10 protein-coding genes are annotated in these 12,715 nt (G+C 67.8%); 5 read left to right on the top strand and 5 right to left on the bottom strand.

The window, feature by feature from the left end; genetic code table 11:
- Window positions 1-34: 34 nt before the first annotated feature.
- A complete protein-coding gene (locus ACJJV6_RS07660) occupies window positions 35-4,435 on the bottom strand; it encodes a fibronectin type III domain-containing protein (RefSeq protein WP_152419531.1) in 4,401 nt (1,466 codons plus the stop codon).
- A gap of 344 nt (window positions 4,436-4,779) precedes the next feature.
- Window positions 4,780-5,214 (bottom strand): DoxX family protein, encoded by a 435-nt coding sequence (locus ACJJV6_RS07655; RefSeq protein ID WP_009357074.1) that lies wholly within the window; start codon window positions 5,212-5,214, stop codon window positions 4,780-4,782.
- 117 nt (window positions 5,215-5,331) lie between these two features.
- Between ACJJV6_RS07655 and ACJJV6_RS07650 the strand changes: the two genes are divergently transcribed.
- The 3 genes from ACJJV6_RS07650 to ACJJV6_RS07640 all read left to right on the top strand — a co-directional run bounded on the left by ACJJV6_RS07650 (window position 5,332) and on the right by ACJJV6_RS07640 (window position 7,790).
- Complete coding sequence (locus ACJJV6_RS07650; RefSeq protein ID WP_009357073.1) at window positions 5,332-6,684, top strand: MATE family efflux transporter; 1,353 nt, start codon at window positions 5,332-5,334, stop codon at window positions 6,682-6,684.
- A gap of 54 nt (window positions 6,685-6,738) precedes the next feature.
- A complete protein-coding gene (locus ACJJV6_RS07645) occupies window positions 6,739-7,329 on the top strand; it encodes a DUF308 domain-containing protein (protein ID WP_407710248.1) in 591 nt (196 codons plus the stop codon).
- A 104-nt stretch (window positions 7,330-7,433) separates the two neighbouring features.
- Window positions 7,434-7,790 (top strand): hypothetical protein, encoded by a 357-nt coding sequence (locus ACJJV6_RS07640; RefSeq protein WP_133350384.1) that lies wholly within the window; start codon window positions 7,434-7,436, stop codon window positions 7,788-7,790.
- Window positions 7,791-7,818: 28 nt separating this feature from the next.
- On the opposite strand, the gene ACJJV6_RS07635 is transcribed toward ACJJV6_RS07640, so the two are convergent.
- Window positions 7,819-8,364, bottom strand: coding sequence for a CGNR zinc finger domain-containing protein (locus tag ACJJV6_RS07635; protein WP_009357071.1), 546 nt, complete (start codon window positions 8,362-8,364; stop codon window positions 7,819-7,821).
- Window positions 8,365-8,435: 71 nt separating this feature from the next.
- Here ACJJV6_RS07635 and ACJJV6_RS07630 point away from each other — a divergent pair, with 71 nt between their 5' ends.
- Window positions 8,436-9,485 (top strand): EamA family transporter, encoded by a 1,050-nt coding sequence (locus tag ACJJV6_RS07630; RefSeq protein WP_354176169.1) that lies wholly within the window; start codon window positions 8,436-8,438, stop codon window positions 9,483-9,485.
- A gap of 97 nt (window positions 9,486-9,582) precedes the next feature.
- On the opposite strand, the gene ACJJV6_RS07625 is transcribed toward ACJJV6_RS07630, so the two are convergent.
- Complete coding sequence (locus ACJJV6_RS07625) at window positions 9,583-9,846, bottom strand: WXG100 family type VII secretion target (protein WP_009357070.1); 264 nt, start codon at window positions 9,844-9,846, stop codon at window positions 9,583-9,585.
- A 212-nt stretch (window positions 9,847-10,058) separates the two neighbouring features.
- Between ACJJV6_RS07625 and ACJJV6_RS07620 the strand changes: the two genes are divergently transcribed.
- Window positions 10,059-10,331: a DUF2277 domain-containing protein gene (locus tag ACJJV6_RS07620; protein ID WP_009357069.1), complete on the top strand. Its 273-nt coding sequence runs from the start codon at window positions 10,059-10,061 to the stop codon at window positions 10,329-10,331.
- Window positions 10,332-10,356: 25 nt separating this feature from the next.
- Here the strand turns inward: ACJJV6_RS07620 and ACJJV6_RS07615 are convergent, their stop codons facing one another.
- Complete coding sequence (locus ACJJV6_RS07615; protein WP_009357068.1) at window positions 10,357-12,699, bottom strand: cation-translocating P-type ATPase; 2,343 nt, start codon at window positions 12,697-12,699, stop codon at window positions 10,357-10,359.
- Window positions 12,700-12,715: the final 16 nt, after the last annotated feature.

Genomic DNA, 12,715 nt, shown 5'->3' with positions numbered 1-12,715 from the left:
GGAAAGGCGGGCGGGGCAGCATTGCGGGAATCCCCTAGCCGGCCCGGGTGTACACGATATCCGGCTGGGCGGGAAGTTCCATTCCAACACCCATGAAGAAGCCCGGGTGCGGCGGCTGGTTGTAGGAGACGTTCTCCCGCGCCACCGACAGGCGGTACACCGGATCGTGCATCAGGGTCCGGAGCCGGACGTCCGTGCCCGCCGTGGTGGTGTAGATCCGCAGCTCGGTGCTGTCAGCAGAAGGCCAGGCAATTTCCTCCCGCCAGTCACCCAGCAGATCGGCCTGGATGGCAGGCGTTCCCTTGGTGCTGTTGTTCGACTTTGCGCCGGTTGCGGTCAGCAGCCGTTCGCTTGCTGCGGCCTGCCAGTTCCACTTGGCGATGCTGGGCGTGCCGGTGCTTGTGGTGGCGTCCCAGTCGTGGTCGACGATTTCGCGGAGCAGGTCCCCGTCCCACCAGGCCAGGAAGTTGGCGGCCGGAATCTTCTCGGCGATCAGCTCCCCCTTGGCGGAGCGGAGCTGGCCGACGGGGGAGTTCCAGGCGGCGTCCCCGCCGATGGCCCAGCCCTCGGCGCCGGGGTGCCGGGGATCGATGTCGCCCATCGCCGCCCGGCCGGTGTCCTTCACGGCAGGGATGCTCCACAGGACCGCACCGGTCTTCGAGTCGCGGAAGGTGGCGCCCCGGTTGCCGCTGGATCCCATGTCCTCGTGGGCTGCAAAGGTCTCCAGCCCCGGGCGGGACGGGTCGAAATCGCTGGTGTGGATGGCGTCGCCGTGGCCCAGGCCGGTGGTGTAGAGCGGCTTGCCGTTGTCGTCGATCGTCATGGAACCGAAGACGAACTCGTCCTTGCCGTCCGCGTCCACGTCGGCGACGGACATGTTGTGGTTGCCCTGCCCGCGGTACTGCGTGCCGCTGGCGTCAGAGTCGAAGATCCAGCGTTTGGTGATCTTGCCGCCCACAAGGTCGTACGCCGCCAGGACTGCACGGGTGTAGTAGCCGCGGCTGAACATCATGGACGGGCGCTCCCCGTCCAGGTAGGCCACGGCACCCAGGAACCGGTCCACGCGGTTGCCGTAGGTATCTCCCCATGCCCCCACATCCCCGCGGGGCGGGTCATAGGCCACGGTGTCCATCACGGTGCCGGTGGCACCATGGAAGACGGTGAGGAATTCCGGGCCGGTGAGCACGTAGCCGCTGCTGTTGCGGTAGTCGGCGCCGGCGTTGCCGATGACCGTTCCGGCGCCGTCACGGGTTCCGTCCGCGGTCTTCATGGCCACCTCGGCCTTGCCGTCGCCGTCGAAGTCGTATGCCAGGAGCTGGGTGTAGTGCGCGCCGGCACGGATGTTCGGTCCCATGTTGATCCGCCAGAGCCTGGTGCCATCCATCCGGTAGGCATCCACGTAGACGGTGCCGGTGTAGCCCGCCTGCGAGTTGTCCTTGGAATTGGACGGGGACCACATCTGGATGATTTCGTACGTGCCGTCCCCGTCCAGGTCCGCGACGCTCGCGTCACCGGCGGAGTAGGTGTAGGGCTGCCCGTCCTTGGTGTAGTCGTCAGCCGGCTTGTCCAGCTTCACCGCCAGGTAGTCCTGCGCCAGCGGCGTGAACTCCGCGGTCAGCTGGTCGGCACCGGCACCAACGGCCTTGATGGCGTAGCGGGAAGCAGCCGTCCCCGCCAGGTCAAGGAAGGTGGTGCTGTTGCGGATGGGCTCCCCGGTGAGCTGTACGCCGTCGCGGATCACATGGAACCCGATCTGCTCCGGGTCCAGGCCCAGCATGCGCCAGCCTAGTCGTACACCGCCCTCGGTCAGGAGCGCCACGGGAGCACGGTCAATCTGCTCCATCTGCCGGTTGACCACCGTGACCTTCTCCGTGCCGATCACGGGGGAGGGGGCGGACTCACCGCCCTTGTTGACGGTGATCACGCGGTAGTAGTACTTGATGGTGGTCAGCACGGTGTAGTCGGTGAAGTTCACTTCCGTGGCGCGGCCGACGTACTCGAACGGACCGTCCAGGGAAGTGGAGCGGTAGACCTGGTAGGCGGCGGCGTCGGCCACCTTCTGCCATTTGAGGGTCACACTGGTCTTCTCCACTGCCTTGATGTCAACCTTGCCGGTGGCTGCGGGGACCGGGGTCGCGGGGTCAACCAGCGCGGTCTCCGCGGTGTTGGAGCGGACCGACTCGAGGCCGGTGCTGTCCAGCGCCGTCACGAAGTACTTGTACGTGAGCCCCGGGAAAGCGGTGGTGTCCTGGAAGGCCGGAGCCGTCACGTGATCGGCCACCAGCTGCGGGTCGGCCTCAAAAGAGGCCTGGCGGAAAACCTTGTAGCTCGCGGCGTCGTCCACCGGATCCCAGGCCAGATCCACGGTGGCGGGGTCGCCTGCGGCGTTCACGGCGGTGGTGCGCAGGTTGGTGGGCCCCACCAGCAGCGGGGTGACCTCCAGGCCGTTGAGCCGCTGGCCCGATCCGCTGATGGCCAGGTTCAGCTGTCCGTCGGAGACCAGGACCTGGTTGATGATCTTGGTGGCAGAGGATTCTTTTCCGGAGGACACCTGGCCGAACGGGATGCCTTCGGCAGCAACGTCCGTCCGGGTGGAGCCGATCCAGTCGCTGTGGTACGTCTTCAGTGCGTAGGTGCCGTTGGGGACGTCCAGCCGGAATTCGAAGCTGCTGCCGCTCAGGACGAAGTCCCGGAGGAGGTTGCTGGTCACGGCGCCGCGGTCGCGGTCGCTGAGGACGGAGGTGTCCTTGAAGCCGAACGTCCGCTCCGGCGTGTACGCCATGGTCCGGTTCACCTCGGTGTAGCCGGCTTCCACCGGCGCCCCCACCGGACCGAAGTCGAACTTGTACTTCGCCTTCTTGGTGGTCAGGGCCAGGGCGTCGCTGGGCTCGGACAGGCCCTTGCCGTTCATGGCGGCCACCCGCACGCTGTAGGCCGTGCCTTCGGCAAGACCGGCCAGGTTGGCGGTGGGAACAGTGGCGGTAGTGGCGAGTTTGTAGGCGGTATCCGGCTCGTCCGCCAGCTTGCGGTACACCTTGTAGATGTCGGCACCTTCCACCGGCTGCCACTTGAGCAGTGCCCCGGCATTGGAGATGCTGCCCGCCACCAGGCCCTGCGGCTTGGCGGGAACGGACGACGGCGGCGCCACCTCGCGGACGCGCGTGGCCAGGGGCAGGTTCAGGCCCTTCACCCCGCCTGCGACCAGGCGGGCGATCTGGATGGCGCCGTACTCCTGGAAGTGGGTGTTGTCCACGGTGCCGGTGGGCCGGTTGGGGTAGACGCCGGCATCGACGTGGAGGAAGACCGACTTGGTGTCCTCGGGGCCGATCTGGTCGTAGTACGCACGGCTGGAAGCGGAGAGGTCCACCAGTGGCACGCTTTCCTCTGCGGCAAGCTCCTGCATCTTGGCGACGTATTCGGGGAAGCTGACGCGGAACTTGCCTGTGGCCTCGTCGTAGTCACGGCGGCCCACCGGCGTCACCAGGATGGGGGTCGCACCGCGCTGGCGGGCACCGTGGACGTAAGTGCGGAGGTACTCCTTGTAGTCGGCGGGCGACGCGTACCGGTCATCCACGCCGATAGTGGCGTCATTGTGGCCGAACTGGACCATCAGGTAGTCGCCGGGATTGATGACGCGGAGGATTTCGTCCAGGCGCCCCTGGCTGATGAAGTTCTTGGAGCTCCGTCCGCCGATGGCGTGGTTGCGGAAGGTCACGGCGCCGTCAAAGTAGCGGTCGATCATCTGGCCCCAGCCTGCCTGCGGGACGTAGCCGGGATCGTAGGTCTGGACCGTGGAGTCGCCCGCAAGGTAGACGCCGGGATCGGTGGTGGCGGTGCGGGGGGCCCGCGCAGCGATGACCAGCGAGTTGATCTTGGCGGCCGTGCCGCTGAAGTCGAGGTTCAGCTGGCCGTCCACCAGCGAAATGGGGAACTCCATTTCCAGGTACTGGCCGGCAGGCTTGTCCGTGAGCTGGACCTTGGCCATCTTCTCGGCCGTGATGGCGATGTTGGTTGCTTCCGTGGCATCGCCCGCTATCAGCTTGACGGTGTAATCGCCGTTCGGAAGGTCCACGAGGAAGGTGCTGCCCTGGGCCTGGACAAAGTCCGAACGCAGGGCGTCGCCGGTGCCGCGGTCCGCCCCGGAGGTGGCTGAGGTGTCCGTGAAGCCGAACTTTCCTGCTGCGGAGTACTGCGTGCCTGCATCCACGTGCGTGTAGCCGGCGGCCGTAGCACCGGGACCAAAGTCGAACTTGAATCCGCTTCCCGCAGGCGGCAGGGCAGTGTCCGCCTGGACGGCGGGAAGGCCGGTGAAGGCTATCGCCGCCGAGGCGATGGCTGCAGTGGCAGCCCTGGCACCGGAAGCGGCCAGCCGTCGTCGGCGCGGCGGGTCTTCCAGGGTGGGAGGGATGGGTTGCGGGGGTTGGTTCACGGACATCTCCTTCGATGAGCGGTGGCAACGCAGCCCGGTCGGTTGTAACGATTCAAAAGCAGCGCGTCCGCTGAAGGGTGCTTGCTGCAATCGAAGGTGGATCCCGAAAGGGAACCGGTGAAGAGGCTGAGACCTGGGTGCGGGTGATGCAGCTCGCACGCTGCACTCACCATGGTTTATCAGCTTGCCGGGGGGAAGGGCAAGCGTTTTCCCGATCTTTCCCGCGCGATAGTGATATTTGCTGTTCGAATTTGTTGGTAAATGGCATCAGATCCGTTTGGTTAAATGCCCGACGGCGGCCGGGCCCAGAGTGCGCGGCCGCCGTCGGGCGCTGGCTTTCCGAGTTTCTGTTACGCGAGGACAGCCAGCTTGGAATTGCCGCGGCCGAAGAGGGCCCGGTCCACCGAAAGGCGGCCGGCTCCGGTGAGCGCCAGTGCGAAGGCGGCCGCTGCCAGCAGCAGCACCAGTTCGAAGCCGCCGTTCGCGGCAAAGACACCCGCGGACGCGTGCACCAGGAAGAGTGCGCCCAGCATGTCGAGGGCCAGGAGGGCGGCAACCACCCGGGTGAGGATGCCCAGAATCAGGGCAATGCCACCGGCGAGTTCGAGCACGGCCACTGCCGGGGCTGCGATCTCTGCTGCGGGCACGCCCATCTTGGCGAAGGAGGCCTGGGTGCCGGCGATAGTCCATTCGGAAAACTTCTGCCAGCCATGGGCTGCGAAGAGAAAGCCGAGGACGATGCGCAGGGTGGTGAGGGCAGTAGTGGTAAGTCGGGGCTGGTTCATGCTTTCCAGTCTTCAGGAGGAATAGTTGAAGAGTCAACTATGTGGCGCGAAGTGTGGGCTTTGTCATGCAGGTGCGTCCGAAGACGCGGCAATGAGTCTCCCGGTTAAGCTGGCACGGTGCCCCAACTTTCAGCCCCCCTTCCCGCGGCAACCCGCCGGAGCAACGGCAGGGAAATCCTCCGCCTCGCCGTCCCCGCCTTCGGCGCTCTGGTGGCCGAACCGCTGTTCCTGCTCGCTGACTCCGCCATCGTGGGGCACCTGGGGGTGGAGCAGCTGGCCGGCGTGGGGCTGGCATCGGCTGTGCTGCACACCGCCGTCGGGCTCATGGTGTTCCTGGCCTACTCAACAACCCCGGCGGTGGCCCGTGCCATCGGCGAGGGGCAGCTGGGCAAGGCCCTGGCGGCCGGGCGCGACGGCGTGTGGCTGGCATTGCTGCTGGGTGTGGTCCTTGCGGTGGCCGGCTTCGTGGCGGCTGAGCCGCTGATCGGGTTGATGGGCGCGGAAGGGGAGGTCCGCACCTTCGCGGTGAACTACCTTCGCTGGTCCATGCCGGGACTGGTGGCCATGCTCCTGGTCTTCGCGGGCACCGGCGTCCTCCGCGGCCTGCAGGATACGCGGACGCCGCTGGTGGTTGCCACCGCAGGCTTCGGGATCAACATTGTCCTGAACCTGTGGCTGGTCTACGGCCTGGGCTGGTCGGTCACCGGTTCAGCGGTTGGGACCAGCGTCGCGCAGTGGGCCATGGCCTGCGTCTATGTGGTGATGGTCCGGCGCAACGCCGTCCGGCACGGGGTCAGCCTCCTCCCCAGCTGGCGCGGGATCCGGAGCATGACCAAAGTGGGGTCGTGGCTCATGCTGCGGACCTTGAGCCTGCGCGCAGCCATCCTGGTGACGGTGCTGGTGGTGACCGCGCAGGGCGCCGTGAACCTTGCAGCGCACCAGCTGGCGATGACAATCTTTTCGTTCCTGGCTTTTGCCCTGGATGCGCTGGCTATTGCCGCCCAGGCGTTGATCGGCAAGGAGCTGGGGGCCTGCAATGCCGCCAAGGCGCGCGAGCTCACGCGGACGATGATCCGCTGGGGCATCGGCTTCGGCGTGCTGACCGGCCTGCTGCTGGCCGCGGTGGCACCCTGGGTGGGGGCACTCTTCACGTCCGACCGGGAAGTGCAGTCCGTCCTGGCTGTTGCCCTGTGGATTGTTGCCGCCGGCCAGCCTGTCGCCGGGTATGTCTTCGTCCTGGACGGGGTGCTGATTGGTGCCGGGGATGCCAGGTACCTGGCGCTGGCGGGACTGGTGAACCTCGCCGTCTATCTGCCCCTGCTGGCCGCCGTCGCCTGGTCCGGCGCTGCCGGTGGAGCAGGCCTGGGCTGGCTCTGGGCCGCTTTCGCGGTGGGCTACATGGCTGCCCGGGCAGTGACTTTGGGCCTCCGGGCCCGGTCGGACCGGTGGATGGTCCTGGGCTCGGCCTGACTGTTGCGACCGGCCCTCGATACGCGGCGAAGCGCTCCCCACTAAACTGGTCCGGTGACGCAACCACTTACCCCCGCAGGCGCCGCTCCCGAAGCCGCTCCCCAGTCCGACCTCTGGAAGCCGGTCCTGCTCCGCTCGGCGGCTGCGCTGGTGTTCGGTGCCGTGACTATCTTCTGGCCCTCGCCCTCTATCGAAGTCATGGGCTGGGCCGGCGGGCTGTACCTGCTGGGCACCGGCATCGTAACCCTCTGGGGTGCGCCGGCCACGGGTTTCCCGCGGGAGTCCGCATCCGGCAAACTCCTCTCCGCAGCCGGCTCGGTGCTGACCGGTGCCGGTTTCGCGCTGGTGCTGCTGCACGGCGACCTGCTGTTCGCCGTTGTGGCGGCCCTTGGCCTGGGCGCCGTCGGGGCCCTTGAGCTGTGGTGCGGCCTCCGCCAGCGCCGCCGGCACGTCCTGGCCCGGGACTGGGTCGCGTCCGGCATCATTGGCCTCGGAACCGCCGCCGTCCTGCCCTTCTTCATCAGCCTCGGCGCCCACGCCCTGCTGGGAGTGGCCGGCGGTGGAGCCATTATTTCCGGCGTGTTGTGGGTGCTCTCCGGCCTGACGCTAAGGCACGATGCCCGGACCGGTGCCCGCAAGCCGTAAACTAGGAGGGCGCGGTTCTACTCCTCGTAGAAAATTGGGCCGGGCGCACCAGCACATCACCTAAACCAGGACGGCCGGCATGCCGCCTGCAGGGAGGACTTACAGTGGCAGACCAGCATCCAGGAAAACCGCGCAGGCTGCGGACCTCGGTGAAGGGGCCGCTGATGTTCTCCGCGTTCTGGGCCGTCGTCACCTTCATGGCGGTACTCATCTTCGCCTCGGGCGGCAGCGCCAAGACGCCCCGCTTCGACCTCGCGCTCACCGGCGCCGGCATCGCCTTCATCGTCACCCTGGTCATCGCGGCCATGCTGTCCATGAGCTACAAGGAAAACGCCGAGCACCTGGGCAAGGGCTCCGGCATCAACCTCAGCTCAGCCAAGAAGCCCTCCCATGGCTTCGGGCCGGGCGCCGCCAACCCGCCCGCCTCCGACGCCGGCCCTGAAGGACCAGCGGAGCGCTGACCCGCCTGCGGGCCGACTTTCCACCCGGTCAGCCCGCTGCCGCCTGCCGCGCCCGGTAGGCGGCCACATGTGCACGGTTGGCGCAGTTCCCGGTATCGCAGTAGCGCTTGGACCTGTTCCGGGTGAGGTCAAGGACAACAGCGTCGCAGTCCTCCGCCTCGCACGTTCGCAGCCGGTCCATCTCCTTGCCGCGGATCACGTCCGCCAGGGCCATGGCCGCTTCGGTGCTCATCCGGTCGGCCAGCGGCGCTTCGGGCACCGACGCATGAAGGTGCCAGTCCCAGCCATCGTGCTTGACCAGCTGGGGCAGGGCCTTTGCCTCGCGCAGCAGCCGGTTCACGATTTCCACGGCCGTGTCCTCATCCGCGGTCCAGAGCAGGGTGAGCTCGCGCCGCAGTGCGCGGACGCTGTCCAGTTCCGCGGCATCCCTGGTCCTTGAGCCGGTAAATCCCTCGGCTTCCAGGAAGGCATCAAGGTCCGCCTGGGCAGCCAGCCCTTCCCGTCCGTTCGCCGCCGAATTAATCAGGCCCACCACGGAGCGCAGCGCCACCTCGGTGTCAGGGGCAAAAACCATCTTGACTCCTTACAGTGCAGACGGGTACTGTCATGACCAATACCCCACTTTACTCCTGACAGGAGGCGACGGTGCCTGCCGCCAACAACCAACCCCGCAGCCGCGTGGCCCCGGCGGCCGGCCGGGGATTCCTGGCCTCCGGACTTGGCGTCGCGCTGTTTTCCTCCGCCGTCTTTGGAACCTCCGGCTCGTTCGCTAAAGCCCTGCTGGAAACCGGCTGGTCTACGGGAGCGGCCGTGACGCTCCGGCTGACCGGCGCCGCCCTGATCCTTGCCATCCCCGCCGTCCTTGCCCTGCGTGGACGCTGGCACCAGCTGCGGGACAACTGGCTGACCATCCTCCTGTTTGGCCTGATCGGGGTGGCGGCCTGCCAGCTGTTCTACTTCAATGCGGTGGCCCGGCTGTCCGTGGGAGTCGCCCTGCTCCTGGAGTATCTGGCGCCCGTCCTGATCGTCCTCTGGCTCTGGGCTGCCAGCCGGAAGCGTCCGCGCGCGCTGACGCTCGGCGGAACCCTGCTCTCCCTGGCCGGCCTGGTGCTGGTCCTGGACCTCACCGGCGCCGTGAAGGTGGATCCCGTGGGCGTCCTCTGGGGGATTGCCGCAGCGGTCTGCCTGGCCATGTACTTCTTCATCACCGCCAAGGAGAACGACACCCTGCCGCCCATCGTGCTGGCCTCGGGCGGCCTGATGGTGGGTGCAGCGGTAATGTGGCTGGCCGGCGCAACCGGCCTGCTGCCCATGGCGTTCAGCACGGCAGACACGAAGCTCGGGGGATGGGTTGCCCCCTGGTGGGTCTCCCTCGCCGGCCTCGTGGTCCTGGCGACAGTGCTCGCCTACGTCTCAGGCATCATGGCTGCCCGTGCCCTCGGCTCCAAGGTGGCGTCCTTCGTCTCGCTCACCGAGGTGCTCTTCGCCGTGGTCTGGGCCTGGCTCCTGCTGGGCGAACTGCCCGGTGCCATCCAGCTGCTGGGCGGTGTGCTGATCGTCGGCGGCGTCATCCTGGTGCGGCTCGATGAACTGCGCGCCCCGGCCGCGGAAACAGAGGCGGGGCCTGGCGGGGAAGCCGAACCGAAGGCGCCGTCCCCGCTGGAGCACGCGAACGACGTCGAACCCGTCCCCTAGGCCGGGCAGCAGCAGCCGGCAGCCGCGAGGCTTAAAGGGCAGGGCCCGGACGCCGTATGGTGTCCGGGCCCTGCTGCAAGCCTTCGCGACCGGAAGGTTAGCGGGAGGCCTGGCTCTGCTCTTCAGCGTTCCGCTTGGCCTGGCTGCCGGCGTCCTTGAGCGCCTCGGCAACCTTGGTCAGCATGGCGGTGTGGGTTCCGGACCACTCGTTGCGGAACTTGTCCGCGTCCGGGCCCTCCCAGTTGGTGCTGCTCAGAACCTTGGTGAGAGTGGACTTCTGCGTCTCGATCTCGGACGCACCTGCCTGAAGCTTGCTGCCGAGCTGGCGAAGCTGCTCAACGTCTGCACCCCAAATAGCCATCAGTTTCTCCTCTTGGTTAGTGGATCCGAATACGGTCGGCATCCCCAGCGGCCTCCCGGCTCATCCGGAAGATCCATTGCCTAAAACCTATCCCGGCCGCTCAAACAGTGTCGATGGGCACCCCTGCCCATGCCGGACTCCCCATGGACGGATGCCTGCCAACCCGCACGGAAGGGGTCGATCCCAGGCGCTCCAGAGCCTAGCATGGCCTTATGTGCCGGAATATCCGAACCCTCCACAACTTCGAGCCGCACGCCACCTCCGAGGAAGTGCATGCCGCCGCGCTGCAGTACGTGCGCAAGATCAGCGGCAGCACCAAGCCCTCCAAGGCCAACCAGGAGGCCTTCGACGAGGCGGTCCACGAGATCGCCCACATCACCCAGCACCTCCTCGATTCGCTGGTGACGCAGGCCCCGCCCAAGGACCGGGACGCCGAGGCTGCCAAGGCGAAGGCCCGCGCCGCCGTCCGGTACGGCGCCGCCTAAACGGTCCGGTTTCCCGGCGGCGGGGCTACCTGCCGAAGCTGCGCAGCCGCAGTGAGTTGGCCACCACCAGGACCGAGCTCGCAGCCATCGCGGCACCGGCGATCATGGGGTTGAGCAGCCCCAGCGCGGCCACGGGAATGCCCACCGCGTTGTAGAAAAAGGCCCAGAACAGGTTCGTTTTGATCGTCGCCAGGGTTTTCCTGGAGAGCTCGATGGCCTGGGCCACTTGGGTGAGGTCGTTGCCCATGACGGTCAGGTCCGCGGCCTCGATGGCCACGTCGGTGCCGGAACCCATGGCAATCCCCAGGTCCGCCTGCGCCAGGGCCGCAGCGTCGTTGACGCCGTCGCCGGCCATGGCCACCGTTGCCCCGCCGGCCTGCAGCCGGCGGACGGCCTCAACCTTTCCTTCCGGCAGGACACCCGCATACACGTCCGCCGCATCAATGCCGACGGCGGCAGCCACCTGGGCGGCTACGGCGGCATTGTCGCCGGTCAGCAGGATGGGACGCAGCCCCAGGTGCTTCAGCCGGGCAACAGCCGCGGCGGATCCTTCCTTGACGGTGTCCCGCAGGCTGATCACGCCGGCCGGGGTGCCGTCCACGGCAACCCAGATTGCGGTGGCGCCTCCGGCCTCCGCCGCTGCCAGCACCTCCTGCTGTCCGCCCGTAAAGGGAATGCCGTTGTCCTCAAGCCACCCGGTGCGGCCGGCCACCACCAGCCGGCCCTCGACGGTGCCCAGGACTCCGCCGCCGGGTGCTGAACGGAAGGCCTGGACGGCGGGCAGGGCGCCGTCGTCGTGCATGGCCTGCTTTGCCGCTGCCGCGATGGCGTGCGCCACGGGGTGCTCGGACGCAGACTCCACCGCTCCGGCCAGCCTGAGCACTTCGTCCTCCGTGAAGCTGCTGAAGGCAGCGGTGGCATCAACGGCCAGGACGCCGGTGGTCACCGTCCCGGTCTTGTCGAGCAGGATGGTGTCCACGGTGCGGGTATCCTCGAGGACCTGCGGGCCCTTGATGAGGATGCCCAGTTGCGCTCCGCGGCCGGTACCGGTCAGCAGGCCAACCGGCGTGGCCAGGCCCAATGCGCAGGGGCAGGCAATGACCAGGACCGCGACGGCGGCCGTGAAGGCCGAGCGCAGCTCGCCGCCGGTCACGTCCGGGCCGGAGAACAGGAGCCACAGCGCGAAAGTGGCCGCCGCAATGGCCAGGACCACCGGCACGAAGACAGCGCTGATACGGTCCGCCAGCCGGGCGATGGGCGCCTTGCCCGTCTGTGCCTGCGATACCAGCCGGGCCATCTGCGCCAGGGTGGTTTCCGAGCCCACCCTGGTTGCCTTGACCAGCAGCCTTCCGGAGGTGTTGATGGTGGCGCCGGTGACCGCTGAGCCGGGTGCCACTTCCACGGGGACGGACTCGCCGGTGACCAGGGAGGCGTCCACCGCTGAGTTGCCGTCCACCACGACGCCGTCGGTGGCGATCTTCTCACCCGGCCGGACCACCAGGACGTTGCCCACCTGAAGCCGGTCCGCGGGGACGCGCTGCTCCACGCCGTCATGCAGGATGGTGGCGTCCTTGGCCCCGAGGTTGAGGAGGGCCTGCAGGGCGTCGCCGGCCTTTTTCTTGGCGTTCGCCTCCAGGTACCTGCCCAGGAGCAGGAAGGTGGTGACCACCGCCGCCACCTCGAAGTACAGGCCGCCGGTTTCCATTCCCTCCATGCCGGGGTGCTCGGTCATGCGGGGGTCGGCGGCAAGCTGCCAGGCGGAGAACAGGTAGGCCGCGGCCACGCCGAGGGATACCAGGGTGTCCATGGTGGACGCGAAGTGCCGCGCGTTGATGGCTGCGGCCCGGTGGAACGGCCAGGCGGCCCAGGTCACCACCGGCAGTGCCAGTGCGGCAGCAACCCAGCCCCAGTTGGCGAACTGGAACGCCGGGACCATGGAAACCAGGAACACGGGCAGCGTCAGGACGGCGGCCACCAGCAGGCGGGGCAGGAGCTGCGCCGCTGTGCCGCCGTGGGCGAGATGGTCACCTTCGACGGCGGCGCCCCCGGGTGCTGCGGCTTCCCCGGTGTCCCCGCTTGTGATCTGGGCATCGGTGACCTCACTGGTACCTTGGCTCGGACGGTGCGGCTGGCGGACTCTTGCCGTGTAGCCCGCCGCTTCAACCGTGGCTGTGAGTTGTTCGTCGGTGATCCCGGCCGGAACCCTGACGTAGGCCGATTCGAGCGGGAGGTTGACGGTTGCCTCCACGCCTTCGAGCTTGCCGAGCTTCTTCTCCACGCGGTTGACGCAGGAGGCGCAGGTCATGCCCTCGATATCGAGCTCCACTACGCGGGTGTCCGGCGGGCGGAGCAGGTCCTGGTGGCTCATGTCTTGTCCCCGTTGG

Origin of the sequence: Arthrobacter nitrophenolicus (genome assembly GCF_045833485.1) — a bacterium.
GTDB lineage: Bacteria > Actinomycetota > Actinomycetes > Actinomycetales > Micrococcaceae > Arthrobacter > Arthrobacter nitrophenolicus.
Note: the sequence above shows the minus strand (reverse complement) of the source record. Positions and strands in the feature narration are given on the sequence as shown.